This is a genomic window from Streptomyces sp. NPDC047002 (assembly GCF_040704505.1).
Classification (GTDB): domain Bacteria; phylum Actinomycetota; class Actinomycetes; order Streptomycetales; family Streptomycetaceae; genus Streptomyces.
This window is the reverse complement of the sequence record NZ_JBEYWC010000008.1, coordinates 202,818-228,166: the sequence shown is the minus strand read 5'-3', so window position 1 is coordinate 228,166 and position 25,349 is coordinate 202,818. Positions and strand designations below refer to the sequence as shown.

Annotated in this window: 25 protein-coding genes, 1 pseudogene and 1 riboswitch; of the genes and pseudogenes, 14 read left to right on the top strand and 12 right to left on the bottom strand. The window is 74.8% G+C overall.

What is annotated here, in order from left to right:
* Positions 1-156: 156 nt before the first annotated feature.
* Entirely contained in the window at positions 157-1,332 is a 1,176-nt protein-coding gene (locus AB0910_RS11325) for a glutathione-independent formaldehyde dehydrogenase (RefSeq protein WP_366744297.1), read from the bottom strand.
* A gap of 237 nt (positions 1,333-1,569) precedes the next feature.
* On the opposite strand from AB0910_RS11325, the gene AB0910_RS11320 reads away from it, so the two are divergent.
* Entirely contained in the window at positions 1,570-2,502 is a 933-nt protein-coding gene (locus tag AB0910_RS11320; RefSeq protein ID WP_366744296.1) for a hypothetical protein, read from the top strand.
* Positions 2,492-3,274, top strand: coding sequence for a hypothetical protein (locus AB0910_RS11315; protein ID WP_366744295.1), 783 nt, complete (start codon positions 2,492-2,494; stop codon positions 3,272-3,274). Before AB0910_RS11320 ends, AB0910_RS11315 begins: the two co-directional genes overlap by 11 nt.
* Before the next feature lie 46 nt (positions 3,275-3,320).
* Here AB0910_RS11315 and AB0910_RS11310 read toward each other — a convergent pair whose 3' ends face one another.
* Entirely contained in the window at positions 3,321-4,202 is an 882-nt protein-coding gene (locus AB0910_RS11310; protein WP_366744294.1) for an SAM-dependent methyltransferase, read from the bottom strand.
* A gap of 256 nt (positions 4,203-4,458) precedes the next feature.
* Between AB0910_RS11310 and AB0910_RS11305 the strand changes: the two genes are divergently transcribed.
* From AB0910_RS11305 to AB0910_RS11280, 6 genes are all read left to right on the top strand, one after another.
* Positions 4,459-6,012: an AMP-binding protein gene (locus tag AB0910_RS11305; protein ID WP_366744293.1), complete on the top strand. Its 1,554-nt coding sequence runs from the start codon at positions 4,459-4,461 to the stop codon at positions 6,010-6,012.
* A 103-nt stretch (positions 6,013-6,115) separates the two neighbouring features.
* Positions 6,116-6,475: an STAS domain-containing protein gene (locus AB0910_RS11300; RefSeq protein ID WP_366744292.1), complete on the top strand. Its 360-nt coding sequence runs from the start codon at positions 6,116-6,118 to the stop codon at positions 6,473-6,475.
* Between the two features lie 123 nt (positions 6,476-6,598).
* Positions 6,599-7,999, top strand: a complete 1,401-nt coding sequence (gene lpdA / locus AB0910_RS11295) for a dihydrolipoyl dehydrogenase (protein WP_366744291.1) — start codon at positions 6,599-6,601, stop codon at positions 7,997-7,999.
* Between the two features lie 124 nt (positions 8,000-8,123).
* A riboswitch (adenosylcobalamin (AdoCbl) riboswitch) is annotated at positions 8,124-8,209 on the top strand.
* Between the two features lie 56 nt (positions 8,210-8,265).
* Positions 8,266-8,478, top strand: a complete 213-nt coding sequence (locus AB0910_RS11290) for a CbtB-domain containing protein (RefSeq protein ID WP_366744308.1) — start codon at positions 8,266-8,268, stop codon at positions 8,476-8,478.
* Positions 8,479-8,548: 70 nt separating this feature from the next.
* The gene (locus AB0910_RS11285; RefSeq protein ID WP_366744290.1) at positions 8,549-9,427 is read left to right on the top strand and encodes a CbtA family protein; all 879 of its coding nucleotides are present in this window, start codon (positions 8,549-8,551) and stop codon (positions 9,425-9,427) included.
* Positions 9,424-10,170, top strand: a complete 747-nt coding sequence (locus AB0910_RS11280; RefSeq protein ID WP_366744289.1) for a (2Fe-2S)-binding protein — start codon at positions 9,424-9,426, stop codon at positions 10,168-10,170. The genes AB0910_RS11285 and AB0910_RS11280 overlap by 4 nt, the downstream gene beginning before the upstream one ends.
* A 44-nt stretch (positions 10,171-10,214) precedes the next feature.
* On the opposite strand, the pseudogene AB0910_RS11275 reads toward AB0910_RS11280, so the two are convergent.
* Both AB0910_RS11275 and AB0910_RS11270 read right to left on the bottom strand, forming a co-directional pair.
* Positions 10,215-10,346 (bottom strand): annotated as a pseudogene (locus tag AB0910_RS11275) (aldo/keto reductase); the annotation flags it as partial.
* Positions 10,347-10,355: 9 nt separating this feature from the next.
* Positions 10,356-11,255, bottom strand: a complete 900-nt coding sequence (locus AB0910_RS11270; RefSeq protein ID WP_366744288.1) for an oxidoreductase — start codon at positions 11,253-11,255, stop codon at positions 10,356-10,358.
* Positions 11,256-11,339: 84 nt separating this feature from the next.
* Between AB0910_RS11270 and AB0910_RS11265 the strand changes: the two genes are divergently transcribed.
* Positions 11,340-11,963, top strand: a complete 624-nt coding sequence (locus AB0910_RS11265) for a TetR/AcrR family transcriptional regulator (RefSeq protein ID WP_366744287.1) — start codon at positions 11,340-11,342, stop codon at positions 11,961-11,963.
* 39 nt (positions 11,964-12,002) lie between these two features.
* Here the strand turns inward: AB0910_RS11265 and AB0910_RS11260 are convergent, their stop codons facing one another.
* Entirely contained in the window at positions 12,003-12,962 is a 960-nt protein-coding gene (locus AB0910_RS11260) for an aldo/keto reductase (protein ID WP_366744286.1), read from the bottom strand.
* 220 nt (positions 12,963-13,182) lie between these two features.
* On the opposite strand from AB0910_RS11260, the gene AB0910_RS11255 reads away from it, so the two are divergent.
* On the top strand, positions 13,183-13,827 hold the full coding sequence (locus AB0910_RS11255) for an L-threonylcarbamoyladenylate synthase (protein ID WP_366744285.1): 645 nt from the start codon (positions 13,183-13,185) through the stop codon (positions 13,825-13,827).
* Positions 13,828-13,849: 22 nt separating this feature from the next.
* Here the strand turns inward: AB0910_RS11255 and AB0910_RS11250 are convergent, their stop codons facing one another.
* The 5 genes from AB0910_RS11250 to AB0910_RS11230 form a co-directional block, all read right to left on the bottom strand.
* Positions 13,850-14,326: a MarR family transcriptional regulator gene (locus AB0910_RS11250; protein WP_366744284.1), complete on the bottom strand. Its 477-nt coding sequence runs from the start codon at positions 14,324-14,326 to the stop codon at positions 13,850-13,852.
* A 69-nt stretch (positions 14,327-14,395) separates the two neighbouring features.
* A complete protein-coding gene (locus AB0910_RS11245) occupies positions 14,396-15,631 on the bottom strand; it encodes a cytochrome P450 (RefSeq protein WP_366744283.1) in 1,236 nt (411 codons plus the stop codon).
* Positions 15,632-15,729: 98 nt separating this feature from the next.
* Positions 15,730-17,364 carry a phosphoenolpyruvate mutase gene (gene aepX / locus AB0910_RS11240; RefSeq protein ID WP_366744282.1) on the bottom strand — a complete coding sequence of 545 codons (1,635 nt, stop codon included), beginning with the start codon at positions 17,362-17,364 and terminating at the stop codon, positions 15,730-15,732.
* Positions 17,361-18,203 carry an NTP transferase domain-containing protein gene (locus tag AB0910_RS11235; protein WP_366744281.1) on the bottom strand — a complete coding sequence of 281 codons (843 nt, stop codon included), beginning with the start codon at positions 18,201-18,203 and terminating at the stop codon, positions 17,361-17,363. The genes aepX and AB0910_RS11235 overlap by 4 nt, the downstream gene beginning before the upstream one ends.
* Positions 18,200-18,925, bottom strand: coding sequence for a hypothetical protein (locus AB0910_RS11230; protein ID WP_366744280.1), 726 nt, complete (start codon positions 18,923-18,925; stop codon positions 18,200-18,202). Before AB0910_RS11230 ends, AB0910_RS11235 begins: the two co-directional genes overlap by 4 nt.
* 470 nt (positions 18,926-19,395) lie before the next feature.
* Here AB0910_RS11230 and AB0910_RS11225 point away from each other — a divergent pair, with 470 nt between their 5' ends.
* The 3 genes from AB0910_RS11225 to aepY all read left to right on the top strand — a co-directional run bounded on the left by AB0910_RS11225 (position 19,396) and on the right by aepY (position 22,174).
* A complete protein-coding gene (locus tag AB0910_RS11225) occupies positions 19,396-20,217 on the top strand; it encodes an SDR family NAD(P)-dependent oxidoreductase (protein ID WP_366744279.1) in 822 nt (273 codons plus the stop codon).
* Between the two features lie 74 nt (positions 20,218-20,291).
* Positions 20,292-21,065 (top strand): CDP-alcohol phosphatidyltransferase family protein, encoded by a 774-nt coding sequence (locus AB0910_RS11220; RefSeq protein ID WP_366744278.1) that lies wholly within the window; start codon positions 20,292-20,294, stop codon positions 21,063-21,065.
* The gene (gene aepY, locus AB0910_RS11215) at positions 21,062-22,174 is read left to right on the top strand and encodes a phosphonopyruvate decarboxylase (protein ID WP_366744277.1); all 1,113 of its coding nucleotides are present in this window, start codon (positions 21,062-21,064) and stop codon (positions 22,172-22,174) included. Before AB0910_RS11220 ends, aepY begins: the two co-directional genes overlap by 4 nt.
* 161 nt (positions 22,175-22,335) lie before the next feature.
* On the opposite strand, the gene AB0910_RS11210 is transcribed toward aepY, so the two are convergent.
* Positions 22,336-23,214: a helix-turn-helix transcriptional regulator gene (locus AB0910_RS11210; protein ID WP_366744276.1), complete on the bottom strand. Its 879-nt coding sequence runs from the start codon at positions 23,212-23,214 to the stop codon at positions 22,336-22,338.
* A 201-nt stretch (positions 23,215-23,415) separates the two neighbouring features.
* Between AB0910_RS11210 and AB0910_RS11205 the strand changes: the two genes are divergently transcribed.
* Complete coding sequence (locus AB0910_RS11205) at positions 23,416-24,753, top strand: amidohydrolase family protein (RefSeq protein WP_366744275.1); 1,338 nt, start codon at positions 23,416-23,418, stop codon at positions 24,751-24,753.
* A 45-nt stretch (positions 24,754-24,798) separates the two neighbouring features.
* Here the strand turns inward: AB0910_RS11205 and AB0910_RS11200 are convergent, their stop codons facing one another.
* Positions 24,799-25,083, bottom strand: coding sequence for an aldo/keto reductase (locus AB0910_RS11200; RefSeq protein WP_366744274.1), 285 nt, complete (start codon positions 25,081-25,083; stop codon positions 24,799-24,801).
* Positions 25,084-25,349: the final 266 nt, after the last annotated feature.

Sequence of the window (25,349 nt, the reverse complement as noted above, 5' to 3'; positions counted from 1 at the left end):
CGGCACGTGCGCGGCCGCACCACCCTCGAACTGCTGCACGCGCTCACCGAGGCCGACGCCCTCGCCACCGGACCCGCCGCCTGGTCCGCCTGGCGACAAGTCAAGGGCGAGCTCACTCCGGTTCCGCCGCCGCCCGCCGCGTCGCGTCCTCCGCGGTCAGGCCGCGGCGGACGCGGGCTGCCGGTCGGGGTGGAGCACGACCTTCGTCCAGCCCTCGTCGCGGGCGTCGAAGTGCCGGTAGGCCTCGGGGCCCTGTTCCAGCGGCAGGTCGTGGGAGACCAGGAACCCGGGCTCGGCCCTGCCCGCCGCGATCAGGTCGCGCAGCGCCCGGTTGTAGCGCTTGACGGGCGCCTGCCCCGTGCCCATCGACTGGCCCTTGAACCACATCAGCCCGTAGTCGAAGGGGATCCTGCCCGCGGCCTCCAGGTCGCCCTGGGCCCGGGCGCCGCCCGGGTCCTGCGGCAGGAAGATGCCGACCACGCCGAGCCTGCCGGTGAACCGCACGGCGTCGACGAGGCCGTCGAGCGTCAGGGCCGCGTTCTCGTTGCCCTGCGGGTCGTGGGCCTGGTAGCCGACGCACTCGCAGCCGTTGTCCGCGCCGAGGCCGAGCGTCGCCTCCTTGACGACCTCCGCAGGATCGCTCTGCCTGGTGTCGATCGGGATCGCGCCGATCCGCTCGGCGAGCGCGAGGCGGTCGCTCTGGTGGTCGGCGACCCAGACGCGCCCCGCGCCCTTGAGGAGCGCGGAGTACGCGGCCATGAGGCCGACCGGTCCCGCGCCGTAGACGAGCGTCTGGTCGCCGGGCCCGACGCCCGCCATCTCGGCGGCGTGGTAGCCGGTGGGGAAGATGTCCGCCAGCATCACGTAGTCGTCCTGGCGCTCCTCGGCGTCCTCGCCCAGGCGCAGCGCGTTGAAGTCGCCGTACGGCACGCGCAGGAACTCGGCCTGCCCGCCTTCGTACGGGCCCATCTCGGCGAAGCCGTACGCGGCGCCGGCGAGCGCGGGCTCGGGCTGCATCGTGAGGCAGTAGTTGGTCAGGCCGCGCTCGCACTGCTTGCAGAAGCCGCAGCCGATGTTGAACGGCAGGACGACGTAGTCGCCCACCTTGACCTTGCTCACGCCCGGGCCGGTCTCGACGACCTCGCCGAGGTTCTCGTGGCCGAGGACGCGCCCTTCCTCGAAGGACGTGCGGCCCTCGTACATGTGCAGGTCGGAGCCGCAGATGTTGGTGCTGGTGACGCGGACGACGATGTCGTTGGGGTCCTCGATCCGCGCGTCCGGCACCTCCTGGACGCCGACGTCCCTGGGGCCGCGGTAGACGAGTGCTTTCACGGTGTGCCGCTCTCCGACCACCCGACGGCCCGCGGCACCACCGGCTCGCGGTGGGGGCGCGGCGGGCGGTCTGGTCGGTTTCGTGGTCCGCCGGACGCGCCCCGCCGGGGCCGTCCGGCCACTTCCACCGTGGCACCGTTCGACCGGCCGCGCCAAAGGGGGCACGCGGCCGCACGGCCTGGCCCGCGGCCTGCGGCTGCGGGAGCGCGCCGGCGCGGCCCGTGCTGTACTGGCCGGGTGGAGCGCAAGCACACCGTGCCGTTCGCGCCGCGCGCCGGGAGGACGTCCGGCGGCACGGCGCCGGGGGCCGTGGGCGGTCGGCGGGCCGACGAGGTGCGGCGCCGGGTCCGGCTCATGATCGAGATCACCGCGCGTGCCGGTGAGTACCGCAAGGGGCTGCTGACCGCCGCGGCCCGGCTCAGCGCCGAGGAGGCGACCATCCTCTCCGACCTCGAACGCCGGGGCCTCCAGGTGCCGCAGCTGCACGACGTGCTGTGCGGCGGGCACGTGCTGGTGGACGATCCCGGGCTCTACACGGCCTGGCGGTTCGACGGCGTCAGCCATCCTCGGCTCTCCAGCCACCACCCCGACATCGACAAGAAGCGCTACCCGGACATCGGGATGCGCGGCCAGGTCGTGCGGGAGAAGCTGCACGGGCGCACCGCGCGCGGCACCTGGGTGCAGCTGGAGAAGACCCCGGCCGCCTTCGGCAAGAACCGGCTGCCTCGCCCCGGCGACCTGCGGCACCTCGTGGACTACCTGGTCTACCGGGTCACCCGCAGCAACGTCGGGCCCTGGGGCCTGTCGCGGATGACGGAGCGCCGCCCGATGTACCTTTCGCCGGACCTCGCCCTGCCCACGTCGCTCACGCCGCCGGTAGCGCGGGCGCTGACCCGGGCGCTGCGCGGGATCGAGGAGGACGACGACGTGACGGCGGTCTCCGGCGACCTGGCGGCGCGCTTCCCGCCGCCGGACCGCGCGGACCTCTCGGCCGAACTGGGCAGCACGCTCGCCGGCAGGTCGGGGCGCGGCCTGTTCGGCAGCTCCGAGGTGTGGGTCACGGAGACGCCCTCGCGCAGCGCAGCCGAGGTGTTCCGCCTCACCACGGCGCACGCCGCGGACGCGGGCCTCGGCCGTGACGGGAGGGGTGAGGCGCCCGATGAGCGGTGACCAGGCAGGTACTCCCCCGCACGGGCCGGGCTCCGGCTCCGGCTCCGGCTCCGGCTCCGGCGAGGCCCGGGTGCCCGAGGGGCTGGTGTCCGCCGTGGTGAACCTGGTGGACACCGGGCCCGTGCTGCTCGGCGCCTACACCATCGCGGAGTTGACGGCGGTCGACGCGGTCGTGGACTTCCTGGAGACGCGCCCCTCGCACGAGGTGCTCGCGGAGGCCGTGCGCTCGCTTGCCGCGCGCCAGATGCTGGTGGCCGGCTCGACGCCCGACCAGGTGCAGGTGCGCGGCGACCTGGGCATCGCCGTCGCCTTCCAGCAGCGGGCGCGCAGCGTGCTCGACGCCCGTACGACCGGCACGGAGCCGGGCGAGCCCTGGCGGATCCTGCTGCTGCCCCAGCCCGAGCGCATCTGCCTGATGCTGCGCATCGACGCGCTCGGCGTCCACCAGATCGGCCTGTACGCCGTCGGCGACGCCCTCGACATGCTCGTCGACTGGCTGCCGCGCGGCCCGGCTGCCGGCCCTGCTCCCGCCACGGACGCCGACGCCGTCCTGACCGGCGCGGAACGGTCCGCGCTCGTCACCGTCACCCACTACACCGCGCGGGGCTCCGCCGAGGTGGCGGGTTCGAGCACCGACCTGGTGCTGGCCCGCCACGGCGGGCGGCTGCACGTCTTCACCCGGGACCCGGCCGACCGGGACCGCCTGGTGGCGGGCCGTGCGGACGGCAGGGACGGCGTACGCGACAGGGTCGGCGCGCTGCTCTCCCTCTGAGCACGGCCGGCTGCCCCGCCGAGCACGGCCATGCGGCGCGTGCGGCTCAGTACGCGCCGCGGGGCGCGGGCACCGCGCGCTTCACACCGACACCGGCCCAGATCGGAGCCGCGGTGTCGTCGGGGGCCGCGTCGGGCGTGCCGACGTCGAGCGCCCGCGCGTCGGGGCGCCACCGGTGCGGCGCGATGAGGCCGGGCTCGATCAGCTCGGTGCCGTCGAAGAAGCGCAGGGCCTCGTCCCTGGTGGCCGGGTGCAGGTCGATGCCCTGCGCGCCGAAGTCCTGTTCGAGACTGGCAGAGCCGCCCGCGAGCTCCTTGGCGAAGACGCTGATCAGGAGGTGGCTCCCGGCGGGGAGGGCGTCGAGGAGGCGCCGCACCAGGGCGTGCGGCCGCGCCTCGGGCGCGATCCAGTGCAGCAGCAGCCCCATGGACAGGGCGACGGGCTGTTCGAGGTCGAGGGTCTCCCGCAGCTGGGGCGCCGTCAGGATGCTGTCCGGGTCGGTGAAGTCCGCCTGCACGTACGTCGTGCGCCCCGCGGGCCCGCCGGCGTGCAGGGCGCGCGAGTGGGCCAGGACGATCGGGTCGTTGTCCACGTAGACGACGCGGGAGTCCGGCGCGGCGCCCTGGGCGACCTCGTGGAGGTTGGGCGAGGTGGGGATGCCGGTGCCGATGTCGAGGAACTGACGGATGCCCGCCTCGGCGGCGAGGCAGCGCACGGCCCGCAGCACGAAGTCCCGGTTGATGCGGGCCGCGAGCTTCACCGTCGGCATCTTCTCCGCGACCCGCTCGGCCATGTCGCGGTCCGGCCGGTAGTTGGTCTTGCCGCCGAGGAAGACGTCGTACATGCGCGCCGGATGGGGGATGTCCGTGCGCAGGTCCAGTGGCGGACGGTGGTCCGCGCGGCTCATCCAGTCATCCGCATCCGACATCGGCAGCGCCGCCTCTCTCACGTCAACTCCCCCACTCTATCGACAGATCCGCGGCGTCCGCGGACACGGGGGTGCGGGGGCCTGGGCCGTGCGGCGCGCGGTGGGCGCGGGGGCCGCGGCCCCGTTCCGCGCCCCCGCCGGAGGAGACCGTTCCGTCCTCTACGCTGGTGAACCGTCATAGCACCCGCAACGTTGTTCACGAGTGGCTGGGCCGGGGCCGCTCCCGGCCCGTTCTGCCCGAGTACGAAGAAGGATCATGGACGAGGTCAGCACAGCCGAGAACTACACCACCGCAGTTCTGCAGCGATTCGAGGCAAGAGGCAGTCGCGACGCACTGATAGCCGGGGATCGCCGCCTCAGCGGCACCGAGGCGGCGCACACCGTGCTGCGGTTCGCCGCCGTCCTGCGGGACGCGGGACTCGGGCAGGGCGACGGGGTGGCACTGTTCGTCCAGAATTCCCCGGAAGCGTTGCTTTTGCAACTTGCCATTCACTTCTCCGGCTGCCGCCTCGTCTTCGTACCGCCGGAGCCCGGCAACGGCGAACTGGAGGCGCTGATCCGCCGGGCCGACGTCGGGATGCTGCTGTTCGACCCGGTCTTCGACGAGCGGACCCGGCGGATCACCGAAGAGGTCGCGATCCCGCACGTCTTCGGCGTGGGCCCCTCGACCGCCGCACCCGACTTCCTCGCGGCCGCCGAGGGGCACGAGGCGCTCGCGCCGCAGGACGCCGCCGACGGCCGCCACCTCGCCACCCTGCTGTACACCGGCGGCACCACGGGCCTGCCCAAGCTGGTCACCCACCGCAGCAGCTACTACCGCGGGTTCATGGACATCTCCGCCGACTTCACCGACGCAGCCGTGGCCGAGCCGGTGCTGCTCATCGGCACACTCGTGACGCACACCAGCGGCCACGCAGCCTTCCTGGTGGGCGTGTTGAGCGGCCACACCGTCGTGCTGCTGCGGACGTTCGACGCCGGTGCCGCCCTGTCGGCCATGGAGCGCGAGCGCGTCACCCGGCTCATGATCGTCACGCCCATGCTGTACGAACTGCTCGACCACCCGCGGTGCCGCCCGCACGGCTTCCCCGCCCTCAGGACCCTCTACTACACCGGCGCCGCCGCCTCCCCCGCCCGCCTGCGGCAGGCGATCGGCGTCTTCGGCCCCGTCCTGCACCAGATCTACGGGGCCTCCGAGAACGGCGGCGTCACCGAGCTCACCCCCGCGGAGCACGACCTGGACCGGCCCGAGTCGCTGACCAGCTGCGGGCGGCCGGGTGCGGGGGTAGAGGTGGAGCTGCGCGACCCCGAGGGCAAGCCGGTGGCCGTGGGCGAGACCGGCGAGCTGTACGTACGCGGCGACCGGGTCATGGAGGGCTACTGGAACGACCCGGAGCGCACGGCCGAAGTCCTCGACGCCGACGGCTGGTTCCGCAGCGGCGACCTGGCGCGCCAGGACGAGGACGGGTACTTCTACCTGGTCGACCGGGCGCGCGACATCATCGTGACGGGCCGCACCGCGGACAACGTCTACTCCCGGCTGCTCGACGACTTCCTCAGCGGGCACCCCGCGGTCAGGGAGGCCGCCACCGTGGGCCTGCCGGGCGCCGACGGCACGGAGTCCGTGCACGTGGTGCTCGTCCCGCGCGACCCGTCAAACACCCCCGACCTCCCGGCGCTGACCGCCGAGATCGTCGAGGCGCTCGGCGAGCTCTACGCGCCCGACTCCTACTCGTTCGCCGACTCGCTCCCCCGTACGACCGTCGGCAAGACCGACAAGAAGGCGCTGCGCGCGGCGCTGGCCCCGGCGTAGCGGGAGCGCCGCCGCGCGGGGCTCAGGACCGAACGTGTGGGCGGGCCGGGGCGAGGCCCCCCGTCCCGCTGACGGCGGCGCGGCGGCCCGCTACGCTCCCGGTGTGTCTGCCACGCCTGATCATGACGACCGCCGCGTCGCCGCCGCGCCCGTGCTGGGTGAAGAGTACGCCCTTGACGGGGCGTGGGTGATCCGCGTACGCGGTGACCTGGACCTCGACTCGCTCCCGCCGCTGCGCGCCGCCCTGGAGGCGGCCGCAGCGGCCCATCCGGTGACGGTCCTGGACGCGAGCGGAGTGACCTTCGCCGACTCCAGCGCGCTGAACCTGCTCCTTGACACCGCGCAGGCCTCAGCCCTGCGGATCGCGGCCCCCTCGGAGGCGCTGCTCCGGCTGCTGCGGATCACCGGGGCCGACCAGGTCCTGCCCGTGTGGCCGGACGCGGCGCGGGCCGCGGCCGGCTGACGGAGCGGCCGGGAGTCCGCGCCGCCGTGCCGGGGAGCACGGCCGGGCAGGGAGCACACCCGGGCAGGAGCACGCCCGGCCCGCGTCCGCCGCGGTTCCGCGCGCCGTGCGTAAGCTCGGGACATGACCACACATTTCAACGTCGTCGTCCTGGGCGCGGGCCCCGGCGGGTACACCGCCGCGGTCCGCAGCGCCCAACTGGGCCGGTCCGTGGCGGTGGTGGAGGAGCGCTACTGGGGCGGGGTCTGCCTGAACGTGGGGTGCATCCCCTCGAAGGCCCTGCTGCGCAACGCCGAACTGGCCCACCTCTTCACGCAGGAGGCGAAGACCTTCGGCATCCGCGTGGACGGCACGGTGAGCTTCGACTACCACGAGGCGTACGCCCGCAGCCGCCGGGTCGCCGACGGGCGGGTCAAGGGCGTGCACTACCTGATGAAGAAGAACCGGATCGCCGAGTACGACGGGACCGGGACCTTCCTCGACGACCACACCCTCGCGGTGCGCACCGCGGACGGCACGTCCGAGACCCTCACGTTCGACCACTGCATCGTCGCGGCGGGCGCGTCGACCCGGCTGCTGCCCGGCACCTCGCTGAGCGAGCGCGTGGTCACGTACGAGGAGCAGATCCTCAGCGAGGAGCTGCCGGAGAGCATCGTCATCGCGGGCGCGGGCGCCATCGGCGTCGAGTTCGCCTACGTCCTGCACACCTACGGCGTGCAGGTCACCCTGGTGGAGTTCCTCGACAGGCTCGTGCCCCTTGAGGACGAGGAGGTATCCGCCGAACTTGCCAGGCGCTACCGCAAGCTGGGCATCAACGTGCTGACCTCGACCCGGGTCGAGTCGATCGACGACTCGGGCGACACGGTGCGGGTCCATGTGACCACGGGCGGCCAGCGACAGACCCTGGAGGCAGGCAAGGTGCTCCAGGCCATCGGCTTCCGGCCCCGGGTCACCGGCTACGGCCTGGAGAACACGGGCGTGCGCCTGACGGAGCGCGGCGCGATCGACGTGGACGCCCGCTGCCGCACGAACGTCCCGCACATCTACGCCATCGGCGACGTCACGGCCAAGCTCATGCTCGCCCACGCCGCGGAGGCCATGGGCGTGGTGGCCGCCGAGACCCTGGCGGGCGCGGAGACCATGGAGCTGGACTATGTGATGATCCCCCGCGCGACCTACTGCCAGCCGCAGATCGCGAGCTTCGGGTGGACGGAGGCGCAGGCCAGGGAGCGGGGCTTCGACGTGCGGGTGCAGAAGTTCCCGTTCACGGCGAACGGCAAGGCGCACGGCCTGGGCGACCCGGCCGGGTTCGTCAAGATCCTCAGCGACGGCCGGTACGGCGAGCTGCTCGGCGCGCATCTGATCGGGCCCGAGGTGACCGAGCTGCTGCCGGAGCTGACCCTGGCTCAGCAGTGGGACCTGACGGTGCACGAGGCGGCCCGCAACGTCCATGCGCACCCGACGCTCGGCGAGGCGGTGAAGGAGGCCCTGCACGGCCTCGCGGGCCACATGATCAATATGTGAGGTGCCCGCCGCGCGGCCCCGGCCCGGCCGCCCGCCGCCGGGCCGGGACGGCGCCGGTGTGGCGGCCGTCTCCCGCCGACCGATTGACGTACCTCGGTCAGGATCCGTACGCTCCGCGGGTAAGGATGGTGTAAGGAAGCTGGTGAGAGTCCAGCACGGTCGCGCCACTGTGACGGATCCGACGGGTCCGCAGTCAGACACTTCACCATCACGACGCTCCACCCACGCGGGACGCAAGATCCCCGAAGGAGACTCTCGTGAGCAGCATGTCCGCGCCCAGCGCCGCCCCCGCCTCCACCCCGCTCGTCCTGCCGGTCACCAAGGCCGTGCTGTGGCTGGTGGGCACCGCGATCGTCGCGCTGGCCGCCTACTACTTCATCGGCGTCGACCAGGGCGCCTACTCCGTGTTCGGCAATGACATGCACGTGCACGAGTTCGTGCACGACGCCCGCCACTTCCTCGGCTTCCCCTGCCACTGACCGGACCTCGGGCCTGTCCGACAGGCCCCGGGCCGACCGACGGGACCTCAGGAAAGCGGACTGCTGAACAATGGAAAAACGACTCATACTGCGCGGTGTCCTCGCCGGCGCGGTCGCGGGCCTGCTCGCGTTCCTCTTCGCGCGGATCTTCGCCGAGCCGCTGATCGGCAGGGCGATCGACTACGAGAGCGGGCGCGACGCCGCCCAGGCCGCGCTCGACAAGGCCGCGGGTCTCGCCCCCGAGGCCGCGGACCCCGACCTCTTCAGCCGGACGGTCCAGGCCGACGTCGGCATCGGCGTCGGCATGGTCTTCTTCGGTATGGCCATGGGCGCCCTGTTCGCCATCGCCTACGCCATCTGCCTCGGCCGCGTGGGGAGGTTGCGCGCCCGCAACCTCGCGATGCTGGTGGCGCTCGGCGGGTTCCTCGGCTTCTACCTGGTGCCCTTCGTGAAGTACCCGGCCAACCCGCCGTCCATCGGGCACCCCGACACCATCAGGGAGCGCGGCAACCTGTACCTGGTCATGGTGGGCGCCTCGATCGTGCTCCTCGTCCTCGCCGTCTGGCTCGGCAGGCGCCTCGCGGGGCGGTTCGGCAACTGGAACGCGACGCTGCTCGCCGCCCTCGCCTATGCGGTGGTGATCGGCGTGGTGATGGCGCTGCTGCCGTCGCTCGGTGAACTGAGCGCCAACGTGCAGGAGTTCGGCCACCACGCGACGGAGACGCCGCTGCCGCTGACCGACGCGGAGGGCCGGATCGTCTATCCGGGCTTCCCGGCCGACACCCTGTTCTCCTTCCGCTTCTACTCGGTCGCCGCGCAGCTCATCCTGTGGGGCGTCCTCGGCCTCGTGTTCGCGCCCATGGCGGAGCGGCTGCTCGCCGGGTCGGCGGCGGCCGAGCGCGGCCCCGCGCCCGCCGCGGGCCGCGTGGAGCCGGCCGCGGGGGCATGAAGGACACGGACCCCGGGGCCGCCGCGCTCGACGCGCTCGCGGCCGCGGGGCCGTTCTTCGCCGTCGCGGCCCACGGCTCCTGCGGCCCGCCGCCCGGCTCGCCGTGGCGGCCGCTCTCGGAGGCCGTCGGCGATCCCGCCGTCCTGCGGCGGCGGGTCGACGGGGTGCGCGCGTACCTCGCGGGGGCGGCGGGGCGGCCCGCAGGCGGCGTCGAGCTGCGGGTGGCCGCCTCCGCGGCCCATCTGGGCCTGGTGGCGCGGGTCCTCTCCCCCTTCTTCGCGCTCGCCGCCCTGGGCGGTGCGCCGCGGGTGCCCGCGCTGTCCGAGCTGTACTGGGTCCCGGAACCCGGCGGGGCGTTCCCGCTTTCGCTGCCCCGCACCTGTCTGGCGGGCCCGGACGGCTCGGTGCCGGAGAGCGCGGGGCCCGTGCTCGACGGGCTCGTCGCCCCCCTCACGGAGGCCGTCGCCGGGCTCTCCGTACCGCGCACGACCCTGCGGGGGAACGCCGCCTCCGCGGTGAACGGCGCACGCGCCGCCCTCACCGCCGCGCTGCCGCACACGGCGGACCCGGCAGCCCGCACGGCCCGCGCGTTCCTCGGACACCCCGCGCTGCGCGGCACGTTCGACGACTGTGGCGGAGCCGCGCCGTTCCGCAGGCGCAGCTGCTGCCTCATCTACCGCGCGCTGCCGGGCACCGGGCGGGCCGCAGCGGTCTGCGGCGACTGCGTCCTCGCGGGCCGCTGAGCCCGGCACGTACCGGCGCGTGGATCGGGCCCGCGGCGGCGTGTTCAGCCGAGGCTGCCCGTGCGGGCCTGCTGCCACAGGTCCACGCCGCCTTCGAAGACGGCGTGCTCGTCGATGGCGGCGAGCTCGGCCTCGGTGAAGTCCAGCCGGTCGAGGGCCGCGACGTTCTGCTCCAGGGGTCGTCCTCATCCGAACGGGAAGCGGACGGCCGTGAGGCGTTCGGACAGCTCCCACAGGCGGCGCGCGAGGACGGGGTCCGCCGCGCTCCCGCTGCGCCGGGCGGGCCGCGGCTGCCCGCGCCGGGGGCCGGGGCCGACGTACTCGGCGCCGGGCAGGTCCCGGGTCGCGGCGTACAGCGTCGGCAGCGCGCCCGCCTCGGGGCTCCGCATGACGAGCCGGCCGGCGGCCGCCACCGCGCCGAGCACCGGGCCGAGGTGGCGGTTGAGCCCGGTGGACGCGGCTCCCGGGTGGGCGGCCAGGGCGCGCACCGGGCGGCCCGCGGCGTCGAGCAGCCGCTGGAGTTCCAGCGTGAACAGCAGGTTGGCGAGCTTCGACTGCCCGTAGGCGGCCGAGGCCCGGTAGGCGCGGCGCTCCCAGTGGGGGTCGTCGAGGCTCAGGCGCGCGCCGCGGTGGGCGTTGGAGGCGACGGTCACCACGCGGTCGGTCACCCACGGCAGCAGCAGGCAGGTCAGCGCGAAGTGCCCGAGGTGGTTGGTGCCGAACTGGACCTCGAAGCCGTCCTCGGTGCGGCGCAGCGGCACGTTGGCGACCCCCGCGTTGTTCACGAGCACGCCCACGGGCCGGTCCCACGCCTCGGCGAAGCGGCGCACGGAAGCGAGCGAAGCGAGGTCGAGCCTGCGCACCTCGGTCGCGCCGGGTACGGACTCCGCCGCACGCCGCCCCGCCGCGGTGTCCCGCACCGCCAACACCACCCGGGCGCCCGAGGCCGCGAGCGCACGCGCGGTCTGAAGGCCGAGGCCGCCGCTCGCGCCGGTGACGATCACCGTGCGGCCGTCCTGGCGCGGGAGGCCGGCGCGCGGGCTGCGGGGTGCTGAGGGGCGGAGTCCGCCCGGGGAGGAAGCCATGCAGCGAATGTAGTCAACGCATAGATTCTAGTCAACGACTAGATTGCTCGGCGGCGGCTCCTGCACGCGGGGTAGAGTGCGGGCGTGAGCACGCCGTCCCGCCCCTACCACCACGGAGACCTCAGGGCCGCGCTGCTGCGTCAGGCGGAGGACGTGCTCGCCAGGCGCGGCGTCGACGGGCTCTCCCTGCGGGAGCTCGCCCGGGCGGCGGGGGTGAGCCACGGTGCTCCCCGCCACCACTTCCGCGACAGGCAGGCGCTGCTCGACGCGCTCGCGCTCGACGGGTACGCGCGGCTCGGCGCCCGGCTCGACGCCGCGCTCGACGGCGACGGCGACGGCGACGGCGACGGCGACGGCGACGGGAACGTCACCGAGCGCCTCACGGTCTTCGCCCGCGCGTATGTGGCGTTCGCGCTCGACCACCCCGCCCTCCTCGGGCTCATGCACCGGGCGAAGGACGAGTCGGGCGACGAGCGGCTGACCGCGGCCAACGACGCCGCCTTCGCCGCGCCCGTCAGGCTGCTCGCCGAGGCGCGCGAGCGCGGCGCCATCGACCCGGACACGTCGGGGCGCGTGGACATGAGCGTCCTCGCGGTGCTCCAGGGCCTCGCCGTCCTCGCGTCGACCGGGACGACCGGCGGGCGGAGCGTGGACGCGCTGGTGTCCGACACGGTCGCGACCCTGATGCGGGGCCTGCGCCCCCGCTGACGGGACCCGGCCCCGGCCCTCCGGGAGGCCGACCCCGCCTCAGTAGCGCGCGCCGACGACCTGTTCTGCCAGGCCATCCAGGGTCGCGAGGTCGGCCGGGGTCAGCTCCACGTCGAGCGCCCCCGCGTTCTGCTCCACCCACCTGACCCGCTTGGTGCCGGGGACGGGCACGACGGGCACCCCGAGCCGCCCGGACTGCGCGGCGACCCATGCCAGGGCCACCTGGGCCGCGGTGGCGCCGACGCCGTCGGCGATCTCCTCGACGGTGTCGGCGATGCGCCGGTTCGCCAGGGCCGCGTCCCGCGTGAAGCGCGCGAGCCTGCGCCTGCCGTCGTCCGCGGCGAGTGCGTCGGCGTCGACGGTGCCGGTGAGGAAGCCCCGGCCGAGCGGCGCGTACGCGACCAGGCCGACGCCCAGCTCGCGCGCGGCCGCCGCGACCGTGTGCTCCGGGTCCCGCGTCCAGAGCGAGTACTCGCTCTGGACGGCCGCGACGGGGTGGACGGCGTGCGCGGCGCGCAGCTGCTCCCCGGTGACCTCCGACAGCCCGATGTGGCGCACCTTCCCCTCGGCCACCAGTTCGGACAGCGCGCCGACGGAGTCCGCGAGGGGCACCTCGGGGTCCACGCGGTGGAGGTAGTAGAGGTCGATCACGTCGGTGCCGAGCCGCAGCAGCGAGGCGTCGCACGCGGCCTTGAGGTACTCCGGGTCGTTCCTGATCACGACCTTGCCGCGCCCGGTGCTGAAGTCCATGCCCGCCTTCGTCGCCAGCTGGACCCCGTCGCGGCGGCCCGCGACCGCCCGGCCCACGAGGACCTCGTTGTGCCCCGCGCCGTACGCGGCGGCGGTGTCGACGAGGGTGACGCCCAGGTCGAGCGCGCGCCTGATCGCCGCGGTCGACGCGTCCCAGTCGGCCGCTCCGTACACCGCGCTCATCCCCATGCAGCCGAGCCCCTGCGCCGACGTGGCCATGCCACCCAATACCGTGGTCCTCTCGGACATCGGATCCTCCGTTCCGCCATTCCGCCGTGGCGGTCGTACGTTCTGGCTCTCCGCCGTGGCGGTCGTATGTTCTGAAGCCGGTCACGACCACCCTGCGCCCGTCCCCGTCGCGCGACCAGTTCCCTGTTCTTCCTGGTAGCGGTACGGACACCCGCCCCGGTCGCGGCGGAACCCGCGGCGGCCCGCGCCCCCCGAGCGGCGGGCGGCTAGCATCGCCCGGGTGCCGTACACCACGCAGGTCCACGACTGCCGGACCCCAGAAGCCCTCAAGACCGCCGTCGCCCGCGCCACCGAGGCGCTGCGGTCGGGGGCGCTGATCGTCTTTCCGACCGACACCGTCTACGGCGTCGGCGCCGACCCCTTCGACCCGGGCGCGGTCAAGGCGCTGCTGTCCGCCAAGGGGCGCGACGCCGACAAGCCCGCCTCCGTCCTGGTCGCCGACGTCGCGGCCGCGGAGCGGCTGGTCGGCTCCCTCCCGCAGGAGGCGCGGCGGCTGGCCGAGGCGTTCTGGCCGGGGGCGCTCTCGCTCGTCCTGCCCGCCGCCCCCGCTCTCGGCCTCGACCTGGGGAACACCGGAGGGACGGTCATGGTCCGCACGCCCGCCCACCCCGTCGCCCTGGCCCTGCTGCGCGCCGCGGGGCCGGTCGCCCAGTCGAGCGCCAACCTCACGGGACGGCCTCCCGCGACCACGTGCGCGGAGGCCAGGGACCAGCTCGGCGACCGCGTCCGCACCTACCTCGACGGCGGGCCGAGCGGGACGCAGCCCTCCACGATCGTCGCGTTCACCGACGGCTCGGGACCCGACATCCTGCGCGAGGGCGCCGTCCCCCGCACCGCGGTCGAGGAGGCCCTGCGCGGCCTGTGACACCGCGGGCGGCGGCAGGCGGTCAGCCCTCGTCGGGGAGGCGGTCGGGGGCGTTCGCGCCGAGCAGCGCCTCGCCGATCTCCGTCACGTGCGCGCGCTGGGCGGGTGAGAGCACGTCGAGCAGGTACTCCCGCACGGCGCGGGCGAAGCGGGGGGCGGCCTCCTCGGCGACGGCGAGCCCCTCGTCGGTGAGCACCGCGAGATAGCCGCGCCTGTCCCCCTCGACGGCGTCGCGCCGCAGCAGCCCCATGGCTTCGAGGCGGGAGGTCGCATGGGTGATCCGGCTCGGCTTGGAGTCGGTGCCTGCCGCGAGCTCCGACATCCGCAGGGCGCGCCCCGGCGCCCGGCGCAGCCGCCACAGGACGTCGAAGTATGTGCGCGGCAGGCCGAGTTCGGACTGGAGGTCGTCGTCGAGCCGGGCTGTCACCACCCGCCAGGAACGGTTGAACGCCCGGTAGGTACGCAGCTCCTCGGGGTCGAGCCAGCCCTCGTCACTCATGGCATCACCCTAGCGCCGCACCGCGCGCAGTCCGGCCGCCTCACCGCGGCGGCCGGCGCCGCCCGCCGCTCACGCGGGCAGGACGGCGTCCCAGGTGACGGGGAGCGAGGTGGGTCCCAACAGGAGGCTGTCCGCCTGGAACGGGATCTCCTCCGCGGGCACGGCGAGGCGAAGCGACGGCAGGCGCCTCGCCAGGGTCTCCAGGAGAAGGCCCAGGGCCATCCGGGCGATCGGCTCTCCCACACAGCGGTGCAGGCCGTGTCCGAAGCCCAGATGAGTGGTCGCGGTGGGGCGTGTCACGTCGAATGTGTCGGCGTCGGCGAGGAACCGCGGGTCGCGGTTGGCGCCCGACAAGGAGACGACCACGTACTCCCCGGCCCCGATGGTCTGGCCGCCGAGTTCGGTGTCCCGGGTCGCCCTGCGGGTGACACCGTCGGCGCCGCCCGCGATGAAGCGGGTGATCTCGTGCACTGCGTGGTCGCACAGCTCCGGCCGCTCCGAGAGCAGCGCGAGCTGACGGGGGTCCTCGAACAGGGCCAGCAGGCCGTAGCTGGCTATGGCAGGCAGCGTACGGTAACCGCCGGAGAGTACGGCGATGGTCAGCACGGTGATCTCCGAGTCGCTGAGCGGGGGCTCGGCCCGCTCGGCGTGCACGACGAGCCGGCTGAGCACGTCGTCCCCCGGGGCGGCCCGCCGCTCCTCCACGAGGTCGAGGAGACGCAGAAAAACCGGTGCGCCGGTCTCGGCGAGATCGTCGTCGGTGCTGAGGGTGCTCAACGACGCGTCGATCATCTCCTCCACCAGCGGAACGACGTCTTCCGGCAGGTCGAAGAGACGGGCGAAGACCGCCTGGCCAAGGGGCCGGCAGACCTCCTCATGCAGGTCAGCGGCCTGGTGGGGGAGCCCGTCCAGCAGCCGGTCGAGCTCCTCCTTGAGCCGGGGCCGCAGCGCGGCGAGCCTGCGCGGACTGCTCAGCTCGGGCGCGAGCGCCCGGCGGATACGCAGGAAGTCCGCCCCGTCGAGACGCGAGAAGTCCCCCTCCGCGATGGGGGTGTCCCAGCCGAAGGCCGCCGAGCGGTGCGCCGCGCTGCCCGAGCTGCTACTGAAGACGTCCGACGAGTCGAGCACTTCGCGCACCTCGGCGTGCCGGCTCACGAGCCACGCCTCAGGCCCTGTGGGGCAGGTGACCCGGACCACGGGCGCCTGGGCCTGGAGCCTCGTCAGGCCGGGGGACATCGCGTAGCGGTGCTCCGAGGTGACGGCCGGAGGGAGCATGGGGCAGCGGGGGGCTGAGGTGTCGTTCACGTGGGTCCGTTTCGGTGTGTCTGGTGTGGTCCGTGTGGCGGCCTGTCGCGGCGTCTCGTACAGCACGGTGCCCGAGGGGCGCTGCCGGGAGGCGTGGCTCAGCCGAGCGGCGAGAGCCGGCCGCGGGTCGTGCCGTACGTGTGCGACGGGCCGCTCATCGCGCCCTCGCCGACCGCCGGGGCGCCGGCGGGGTGGTACGAGGTGTCGGCCCAGTGCCCGTGCACGTAGAGGACCTGGATCTGGCAGCCCCGGGCGATCAGCGCGTTGAGCAGGTCGGGCAGGACGTAAGGGCGTGCCGCCCGGCGGCCGGTGAGGTCGCGCAGCACGGCGCGCAGGGCGTGCGCGCCCTCGCCCCTGGCGCGCAGGATGCCGAGCCACCGGCCGTGCGCCGCCGGTGCGGCCGGGCCCGCGGGCTCCGCCACGTGGCGCAGCCGCACGTCCTGGCGCTCGGGGCCGGGCGCGTCGGGCGCCGAGCACCTGCAGTCGCCGCGGGCGCCGGAGCCGGGGTCCACGGCGACGGCCACGGCGCCCTCGGTGTCCAGGAGTTCGCGCAGCAGGTAGCCGCGCAGCCGAAGCCCTGCCCTGCTGACGACGACGTCGTCGCCGACGTCGGCGAGCGCGGCCTGCAGGGCGTGCAGTTCGCCCGCGGCGCCGCGCGCCTGGGTCGCTTGGACGATCCGGCGCACGCCCTGCGCGCCGAGCACGGAGGTGAGCGCCGACTCGCCGGCCTCCTCGGCCGCCGGCTCCGTGTCCCCGGCGCCGAGCACCACGGCGTCGGGCGCGGCCCGGCGGGCCGGGAGGTAGCGCCGCTCCGCGCGGGACAGCTCCTCGGCGTCCTGGAGGCGGAAGAGTTCGGCGACCGGGACGACGGCGGTGCCAAGGCCTGCGGGAGTCTCCTCGGCCCGGACGGCGCGGGCCGTCTCCTGCATGGCCCGGGTCGCCGCACGCAGCATGTGGTTGGCCCAGATGGCGACGCTCACACCGGCCGCGCGGAAGGTGTCGGTCGGTGTGCCGGCCGCGTAGGTCGTGGGGACGATGACGAGCGGTGAGCGGCCCGCCCACTCGCGGGCGAAGGCCAGGATCTCGCCCGCGTGGCGCTCGCGGGAGTGGATGAGGATCGCGTCGGCCCCGCTGAGGCGGTAGGCCTCCGCCCTGCGCAGCGCCTCGCCGAGGCCCCACCCGGCGATCAGCGCCTCCACCCGGGCGACGAGGCAGAAGTCCGGGTCGAGCTGGCTGTCCTTGACCGCCTTCAGCTTCCCGCTGAACTCGTCCACGTCCGCGAGGGGTTGCGCCAGGCTGTTGATGAAGCTGTTGGTCTTGGGGAACGTCTTGTCCTCCAGGCAGACGCCCGCGGCGCCCCGTTGCTCCAGCTTGCGCACGAGCCTGCGGGCGTTGTTGAAGTCGCCGTACCCGGTGTCGCCGTCGAGCAGGACGGGCAGGCCGCTCGCGTCGGCCATGAACTCGACCTGGTCGAGCACCTGCGTCCAGCTCAGCTCGTTGTTGTCGCGCACCCCGGACTGCGCGGACAGGGTGAGCCCGGAGGCCCAGACGGCGGGGAAGCCCGCCTCCTCCACGATGCGTGCGGACAGGCCGCTGTGCGCCTCCATGAGGAAGTCGAGGTCCGGGCCTTCGAGCAGGGAGCGCAGCCGCGTGGTGCGCCGCTGTGCGCCGGCGGCGGCCGGCCGCGGCGCGGCGCCCTCGTGGGGTGCGGCCGCTCGGGTTGCGGCGTTCATCCGGGAAGTCCCTCCAGCCGGGGAAGTACGTGGGTGCGCGCGTGGCGCACGTCGTGCGGGAAGTCGGTCTCGCACCAGGGGAGTCCGGAGACGTCGGCGGCCTCGAAGTCGACGCGCCCGCTGCGGATGAGCTCTCTCAGCACGTCCTCGTGCGGCAGCCCGGTGCGGCCTTCCGCGACGTGTCGCGCGGTGGTGGCGGCGAGTTCGCGGGAAGCCGCGGGGGTCAGCCGGAAGAAGCCCACGGACTCGGCGAGGCGGTCGGGGGCGAGCCCTTCCGGCACGTCCTTGGTGAGGTCCACCACGCGGCCGCCGGACTGGCAGATCTTCACGGGCTCGGGGCCCGGATCGAAGTCGTGGTCGGCGAGCATGCGGTTGGCGCTGCCGCCCGCCGTGAGCGCGGTGAGCATCCGCAGGTCGTAGAGGACGTCCGCGTCCATGACGAGCAGGTCGCCTTCGGGGGCGAGGTGGTCGGCGGCCGCGTGCAGGCTCACCGTGCTGCCCTGCCGGTAGTCGGGGTTGACGACCACCGTGGGCGCGGGGTCGGGGGCGAGGGCGGCGAGCTCGGCGGTGATGTCCGACGCCAGGTGGCCCACGACGAGGACGACGTCGGTGACGCCCACGGCGCGCAGCAGCCGCAGGTGGCGCTCCAGCAGGGTCGTCCCGCCGTAGCGCAGCAGGCACTTGGGCAGCCGCCTGGCCTCCGGCAGGGGGGCGAGCCGGGTGCCGCGCCCCGCCGCGAGGATGACCGCGCGCGCGGTCACACCGCGCGCGGTGCCGGCCGCCGCGCCGGACGGCACCGCGGCAGGGTCCGTGCGGCCGGGCAGCACACCGGCCGTCACTCGGCGCTCCCCGCGCCGCGAGGCCCCGCGCCGCGCAGGACCTCGCGCAGCCCGAAGTAGCCGAAGGCGTCCTTCATCCGGGTCTGGAGGCGGCGCCACGGGGCCATGCGGCCGTCCGTCACGTATTCGAGGGTGAGCACGATCCGCTCGTCCCCTGCGGCTGCCGGGGTGACGCGGTGCTCGATGGCGTCGCCGTTGAAGATGACGAGGGCACCGGGTGCGAGCGCCGTCGAACGCACGGTCCGCTCGCCCGGGAGCCGGTATTCTAGGCGGCAGGACGACTCGTCGACCAGGCCGATCAGGACCGTGTAGCGGTCGCCGCGGTAGTGGCTGGTGTCCTTGTGCCAGCCGATGAAGTCGCCCTCGCGCGTGTAGTGGTAGAGCGCGTAGGCGTGCGGGTCGTCGGGCGGGCAGGGGCCGAGCCCCGGCGCGGCCAGGGTGCGCACGAAGTCGAGCATCTCGGGCGAGTGGTAGAGCTCCCCGAAGGCGGGGGCCTGTCGGGCGAGGCGGTAACTGCTCACACTGCCGCCCTGCTTGTGCCCGGGGATGCGGTTGCGGTGCACCTCGCCGCGGAGCGCGGGCAGTTCGCCCTGGAGGGCGCGCAGCCGTTCGGACCCGAGGAAATCCGGCAGGTGGAGGAACTCGCCCGCGGCGTGGAACCGCTGCCCGAGACCGCCCGTGTCGAACCGCTCGGCCAGGCCGAGCGCCGCCTGTGAAGCCATCAGTCAACCGCTCTCAGTCGTCGGGGACAAGCGCCCGATGAGTACCGCGCGCTCCGGGCGGAACCGGCCCGGCACGCCGCCGCCACCGGAGGGGCGGGAACGGTCGGGCACATCGTCCGCTCTCCCCCGCACTCTCCATACGGGCTCCGGATACAAGGGAGTTCAAACGATGTGGTGTGACGCCCGACACAACAACGTCATGTGATTCACCGCACGACACCCTTGCTTGACATCTGCCGCGCTCCTTGCGTGAATCAACGTCAAGCCCGCACCGCCGCACGGGTCTTACGGCTGGGTCCGGCGGGCGCCGGGCTCCGTTCCGGCCACAGGACCCACCCGGTGGCAACGCCTCCCCCGGCGGCCCCGCGACGGCACCCCGATGCCCCTCCACGGCGCACGTGTGTGCCGCGGCGCCCTCACCCCCGGCACCCCGCCTGCCCCCGTCCGCGACGCGAAATGAGCCCGCCACCATGGCTGTTGACATCCAGGCCGACCGCAGTGCGGCTCAGGTGCCGGGACTGCGTCCCGGCCGGGGGCCCACCGGCGGCCTCCCCAGCGGGGGTGTCCGCGGCCTTGCCCTGGTGACGGGCGCCTCGTCCGGCATCGGGGCAGCGGTGGCGGAGCGGCTCGCCCGCGAGGGCTACCGACTCCTGCTGGCGGGGCGCGACTCCGCACGGCTCGCGGCGGTCGCTGCGCCGCTCGGCGCGGCCACCGTGACCGCGGACCTGGCGCACGCCGAGGGCGTCGAGGCGGTGGCGCGCGCCGCCAGGGAGCGCGGCGAACCGCTGACGCTGGTCGCGCACGCGGCGGGGCGCGGCTGGTTCGGCCCGGTCGCCGCGATGGACGGCGCGGTCGCACAGGAGCTGATCTCGGTCAATCTGCTGGCGCCGATCCGGCTGACCTCCCTGCTCCTGGACGCGTTGCACGGCAGCGGCGGCCGGGTCGTCTTCGTCTCGTCGGTCGCGACGCTCGGGGTGGCGCACGAGGCCGCGTACTCGGCCTCCAAGGCGGGCCTGCGGACCTTCGCCGACGCGCTGCGCCTGGAGTCCGGGATCGGTGTGACCACGGTCTTCCCCAGCGCCGTCGACACCGACTTCTTCCGCCGCCGCGGCCGGCCGTACGACCGGCGCTTCCCGCGCCGTGTCCCGGCGGCGAAAGTGGCGGACGCGCTGGTCGACGGCGTCAGCCGCGGGCGCGCCGAGGTCTTCGTGCCCCGCTGGCCCCGGCTCGCCGCGCTGACCCACGCGGGCCTGCCGGCCGTCTACCGGCTGCTGGCCCGCCGGTTCGGCTAGGGCCTGCCTGACAATTCCCGTCCGGCTCGCGGCGCCCGACACTCTGCTCCGCACTCCCCCACCAGGAAGGCCCCATGCTCCAGCCCCTCACACCGCCGAAGGCCGCGGCGGCCGCCGCCGGGGGCGGCCAGGACATCGCGGCCGCGCCGCCGCCGCGGTTCTGGGACGCCCGCCTCGCGCGGTGGCTCGTCCGGCCGCTGGCGCGCACCGCGGTGCGCCCGAACCACATCACCACACTGCGGCTCGCCCTCGGGCTCGGGGCCGCCTGGTACGCCGCGGGCACCGGGTGGTGGGCCCAGGCCGCCGGCGCGTGGCTGTTCGCGCTCTCCAACGTGATCGACCACGCCGACGGCGAGCTCGCCCGCATGACCGGCCGCACCAGCCGGGCCGGGCACCTCTACGACATCGCGGTGGACTGCCTGGTGCACGTGGTGTTCCTCGCGGCGCTCGGCGTCGGGCAGCGCGACGTCTTCGGCACGGCGGCGGCCGCGGTGCTCGGCGCGGTCGCCGGTGTCTGCGTCGGCTTCATCTTCCTGGTGCGGCTGCTGATGACGGAGCGGGCGGGGAAGGCCGGGGCCCCGCTGCCGTCGCTCGGCGGGTTCGACGCGGAGGACGTGCTGTACGTGCTCCCGTTCGTGGCGCTCGCGCACGGCCTCGGGGTCTTTCTCGTCCTCGCCGCAGCGGGCTCCGCGCCGTCGCTCGTGGTGACGCTCGTCGCCTGGGCCAGGCTGCGCCGTACACACCCCGCCGGGCCGGACAGCGCGCCGCCCGGCTCCCCCGCCACCCTGCCCACCGACCGCGCCGGGCGCTCCGCGCCGGGCCGGCACACCGTCGAGGACATGCCGTGATCGAGGCCGAGGACTTCTGCGACGAGCTCGCCGCCCGCGGATTCACCGCGGCGAGCGGCGTCCCGTGCAGCCATTTCAGCGGGCCGATCTCGGTGCTCGGGCGCCGGGGCGACAGCTACGTGGCCGCGGCGAACGAGGGCACTGCGCTGGCCACGGCGGCGGGCGCCGCCCTCGCAGGCGAGCGCGCGTACGTGATGGTGCAGAACTCGGGGCTCGGCAACCTGGTCAACCCGCTGACGTCGCTCGTGGTGCCGTACGGCCTGCCGGTGCTGTCGTTCGTCAGCCTGCGCGGCTGGCCCGACCCCGACACCGACGAGCCGCAGCACCGGCTGATGGGGACCGCGACGGACGGCCTGCTGGCCGCCCTCGGCATGCCGCGCCTCCTCCTCGATGCGGGCGGGACGCTGGACGGGTTCCGTCGGCTGCTCGACTCCGCGAGCGGCGAACTCGACGCGGGCCGGGCGCCGTTCGTCCTGGTGGAGCGGGGTGCGGTCGGCCCCGACCGGGCGGCCGCGGTCGAGCCGACCGCGCCTGCAGGAGGCCGCGTGCCCCCCGCGGACGTGCTGGCAGCCGTCGTCGCGGCCGCCCCCGACGCGGCCGTGTTCGCCACCACGGGCTACACCGGGCGCGAGCTGTTCGCCCTGGCCGACCGGCCGGCCCACTTCTACATGCAGGGCTCCATGGGCCATGTGTCGTCGCTCGCGCTCGGGGCGGCACGCGCCCGCCCCGCGCGCACGGTGGTGGTGCTCGACGGTGACGGCGCCGCGCTCATGCACCTCGGCGCGCTCTCCCAGATCGGCCACCACGCCCCGCCCAACCTCGTGCACCTCGTGCTCGACAACGGCGTCCACGAGTCGACCGGCGGCCAGCCGACCACCTCGGGCACGGCCTCCTTCCCCGCGGTGGCGCTGGCCTGCGGCTACGCCTCGGCCGCCGAGTGCCCCACCGGGGACGCCCTGCGCCTGTCCCTCGCGGCGGCTCTCGCCTCTCCGGGACCGCACCTGCTGTCCGTGCCGACCGCCCCGCGCACGGGCGCGATCCCGCCGCGCGCGACGAACGCGATCGGCGCGGAGGAACTCCGCGACCGCTTCCGCCGGTTCCTGGCCTGACCGCAGGGCCGGGCTCCGCAGCGCATGCCTCCGGCCCCGCTCAGCGCGGCAGGGCGCGCGGCCGGCAGCCGCCGGGCACGGTGGGCGGCCGAGGAATCAACTCGCCGTCCGGTCGGCGCTGTTCGTCGCACGGAGGCCGTGCGGGGGCTGCGCGGCGGACGTCACGTGCGGCGGCGCCCCGGCTGGGGGCCCTCGTGCGACGGGGCGGCGTCGGCCTCCGGCGGTTCGCCGGTGGCCGCGGCCAGGCCCGCGAGCAGGGTGAGGGCGTCCGCCGACGGTGAGCCGGGCAGTGCCTGGTAGACCACCAGCATCTGGTCGCCCGGCTCGGCGACCAGGAGCTTGTCCCTCAGCAGTTCGAGCTCGCCGACCCGGGGGTGGTGCATGCGCACCGGGCCTGAGGACCTGCGGACGACGTCGTGCCGGGCCCACATACGGCGGAAGTCCTCGCTCTTGAGCGAGAGTTCGCCGACGAGGGTGGTGAGCCGCCGGTCGTCGGGGTCGGCGCCCGCCGCGCCGCGCAGCTGGCCGACCGCGGCGGCGGCCGCCTCCTCCCAGTCGTCGTGGAGTTCGCGGTCCGCGGGGTCGAGGAAGGCCGCCCGCAGCCGGTTCGCCCCGGCCGCCATGTTCGGCGAGAGCGCCTCGGCGAGCGCGTTGGCCGCGAGGACGTCGGTGTGGCGGTTCTGCACGAAGGCGGGCGCGGGCAGCGAGCGCAGCAGCAGGAGGGTGCCCTCGCCGACGCGGTCGGCGCGCGGGGTGCGGGCGCGCCGCGGGCTCGGGTGCGCCAGCCTGTGCATGTACGAGGTCTGCGCGGGGTCCAGGTCGAGTACCCGCGCCAGCGCGTCCAGCACGTGCGCCGACGGGGTGCGGTCGCGCCCCTGTTCGAGCCGGAGGTAGTACTCGGTGCTGATGCCCGCGAGCATCGCCACCTCCTCGCGGCGCAGCCCGGCCACGCGGCGCTGCCCGGTCACCCGCAGCCCGACGTCCGCCGGCCGCACCGCGGCGCGCCGGGCCCTGAGGAAGTCACCCAGCGAGTTGCTCATGCGTCCAGCGTAGGCACGGGAGGCCGGCGGCCGGGTGTCCCTGTTTCTACCAGGCAGCCATGTCCCCGGGGGAGAGAGAAATCCACCGGCCTGGTATCCCCGGTGACACCAGGGCAGTTCCCCGTGCCTTCTTGTCGGCCGGCGTCGCGCTCCGCACCCTGGTGGTACCCGATGTATACCGCCGAGAGAACGGTGCCCCGCATGGCCACTCCTGCCACCGCCCCGCCGCGCCCGCTGCTGATCAAGGGTGGCCGAGTGCTGCTCCCCGACGGCACGAGCCCCCGCGCCGACGTGGCCGTGCGCGACGGGCTGATCACCGAGGTCGGCAGCGGTGCCGCCGCGCTCGGCGACGAGGAGACGATCGACGCCGACGGCCGTCTGGTGCTGCCCGGTCTCGTGGACGCGCACCGCCACATGTGGCTCGGGAGCCTGTCGGCGAGTGCCGGCGATGTCACCCTCTTCCCGTACGCCCGGCAGGTGAACGAGGGACTCGGCGACCCCTTCACCACCGAGGACGTGTACGCGGGCGTCCTGTGGGGCGCGGTGCAGGCCCTCGACGCCGGTGTGACGACGGTCGCGGACTGGGCGCACAACCTCGGCACCGACGAGGACGTGGAGGCGAACGTGCGGGCCCTGGACGACAGTGGCATCCGCGCCCGGTTCTTCTTCGGCGGCAAGGCGTCCTCCAGCGGCGATCCGGCACACTTCGCGGCGCAGGCGCGCCGACTGCACACTGCGCATGCCGCGCGCGGCGGGGACGGCAGGATCGCCCTCGGCCTCGCGCTGCGCGGCCCCTCGATGGCCGGCCCCGCGGAGAACGAGGCGGACTTCGCGCTCGCCCGTGAGTTGGGCCTGCCCGTCTCCGTGCACGCGGGCATGGCCGGCATGCCGGGCGCCGTCGATCAGTTGGAGTCCCAGGGGCTGCTGGGCCCCGAGGTGAACTACGTCCACGCGAACGCGTTCAGCGCGCGCGAGTGGGAGCTGATCGCCGCGTCCGGCGGCACCGTCTCGGCCACCCCGACGGTCGACCTGACGATGGGGCTCGGCAGCCGCCTCGCCACAGGCCCCGCACTGGCCCACGGCGTGCCGGTCGGGCTGGGCGCCGACACCGTGGCGTACGGCCCGACCGACCTGTTCGGCGAGATGCGCCTGGTGCTGGCCGGCGAGCGCGCTCAGGCGAACGCGGAAGCGGTCGGGCGCGGTGAAATGCCCTCGGAGCTGCACCTGTCCCACCTCGACGTGCTCGATGTCGCCACCCGCGGTGGCGCCCGGGTGCTCGGCCTCGCCGACCGTGTCGGGGAGGTCGCCCCCGGGCGCGCCGCCGATCTGATCACGGTCGACCTGTCGGCGCCCCACCTCGACGGCTTCGGCAGCCCGGTGCTCTCGGCCTTCCGGGGCGCGGGCCCGCGGGACGTGGACACCGTGGTGGTCGCTGGACGCGTCCTGAAGCGGCACGGCCGTCTGGACGCCGCGCTGCTCGATCACGCCCGCGCGGAGATGCGCCGTTCCCGGGGCCGGATCCGCGCGAGGTCCCTGTAGCCGCGGTCGCGGGGCGGGCCCTGCCCTTCGCTCTCCGGCCGGGGGTCAGCCGGAGAGCGGTGTGCGGACCGGGTAGGCGGCGTCGAGCGCCCACTGCGGGTACATCCTGGGCGGTTCGCTCACCTCGTCGAGGTCCGCGATGTCCTGCGGGGTGAGCGCGAGGTCGACGGCGGCCAGGTTCTGCTCCAGCTGGTCAGGGCGTCTGGCCCCGACGCTCACACTGGTCACGCCGGGCCTGGCCGGCACCCGGGCGAGCGGGCTGCAGCCGAGCAGGCCGAGGCCCGTCGCGCGCAGCAGCGGCAGTGCCTCGTGGTCCAGGTCGCGTCCCACAGGACGGCTGACCGGGCACTCGCCGCTGCGGCCCCCTCCGCGGGCAGGCCCGCGCGGACCGGCCGGGGGAGGTTCTCCCCCGCCGAGAGGGCGGGCGTTGGACGGTGCGGGACGCCGCGCGCCCGTGGAAGCCGTCGCGTTCGTCCCCGGTCGCGCGCGGGCCCCCGGGCACGCGGCGGCCTCGGGCGCGCCCTCGCCGGCCGATAGCCTGGTATACGCCAGGAACCGGAAGGACCGCCGCTCACGCGGCGCGTCCGCAGGCGATC

What these genes read in the sequence shown, in the direction of transcription:
- lpdA (WP_366744291.1), top strand. Translation starts at nt 6,599, where the DNA reads ATGACCACACATTTCAACGTCGTCGTCCTGGGCGCGGGCCCCGGCGGG.
- AB0910_RS11250 (WP_366744284.1), bottom strand. Translation starts at nt 14,326, where the DNA reads ATGAGTGACGAGGGCTGGCTCGACCCCGAGGAGCTGCGTACCTACCGG.
- AB0910_RS11310 (WP_366744294.1), bottom strand. Translation starts at nt 4,202, where the DNA reads ATGTCGGATGCGGATGACTGGATGAGCCGCGCGGACCACCGTCCGCCA.
- AB0910_RS11305 (WP_366744293.1), top strand. Translation starts at nt 4,459, where the DNA reads ATGGACGAGGTCAGCACAGCCGAGAACTACACCACCGCAGTTCTGCAG.
- AB0910_RS11290 (WP_366744308.1), top strand. Translation starts at nt 8,266, where the DNA reads ATGTCCGCGCCCAGCGCCGCCCCCGCCTCCACCCCGCTCGTCCTGCCG.
- AB0910_RS11260 (WP_366744286.1), bottom strand. Translation starts at nt 12,962, where the DNA reads ATGTCCGAGAGGACCACGGTATTGGGTGGCATGGCCACGTCGGCGCAG.
- AB0910_RS11220 (WP_366744278.1), top strand. Translation starts at nt 20,292, where the DNA reads ATGCTCCAGCCCCTCACACCGCCGAAGGCCGCGGCGGCCGCCGCCGGG.
- aepX (WP_366744282.1), bottom strand. Translation starts at nt 17,364, where the DNA reads ATGAACGCCGCAACCCGAGCGGCCGCACCCCACGAGGGCGCCGCGCCG.
- AB0910_RS11230 (WP_366744280.1), bottom strand. Translation starts at nt 18,925, where the DNA reads ATGGCTTCACAGGCGGCGCTCGGCCTGGCCGAGCGGTTCGACACGGGC.
- AB0910_RS11280 (WP_366744289.1), top strand. Translation starts at nt 9,424, where the DNA reads ATGAAGGACACGGACCCCGGGGCCGCCGCGCTCGACGCGCTCGCGGCC.
- AB0910_RS11205 (WP_366744275.1), top strand. Translation starts at nt 23,416, where the DNA reads ATGGCCACTCCTGCCACCGCCCCGCCGCGCCCGCTGCTGATCAAGGGT.
- AB0910_RS11285 (WP_366744290.1), top strand. Translation starts at nt 8,549, where the DNA reads ATGGAAAAACGACTCATACTGCGCGGTGTCCTCGCCGGCGCGGTCGCG.
- AB0910_RS11315 (WP_366744295.1), top strand. Translation starts at nt 2,492, where the DNA reads ATGAGCGGTGACCAGGCAGGTACTCCCCCGCACGGGCCGGGCTCCGGC.
- AB0910_RS11225 (WP_366744279.1), top strand. Translation starts at nt 19,396, where the DNA reads ATGGCTGTTGACATCCAGGCCGACCGCAGTGCGGCTCAGGTGCCGGGA.
- AB0910_RS11210 (WP_366744276.1), bottom strand. Translation starts at nt 23,214, where the DNA reads ATGAGCAACTCGCTGGGTGACTTCCTCAGGGCCCGGCGCGCCGCGGTG.
- AB0910_RS11270 (WP_366744288.1), bottom strand. Translation starts at nt 11,255, where the DNA reads ATGGCTTCCTCCCCGGGCGGACTCCGCCCCTCAGCACCCCGCAGCCCG.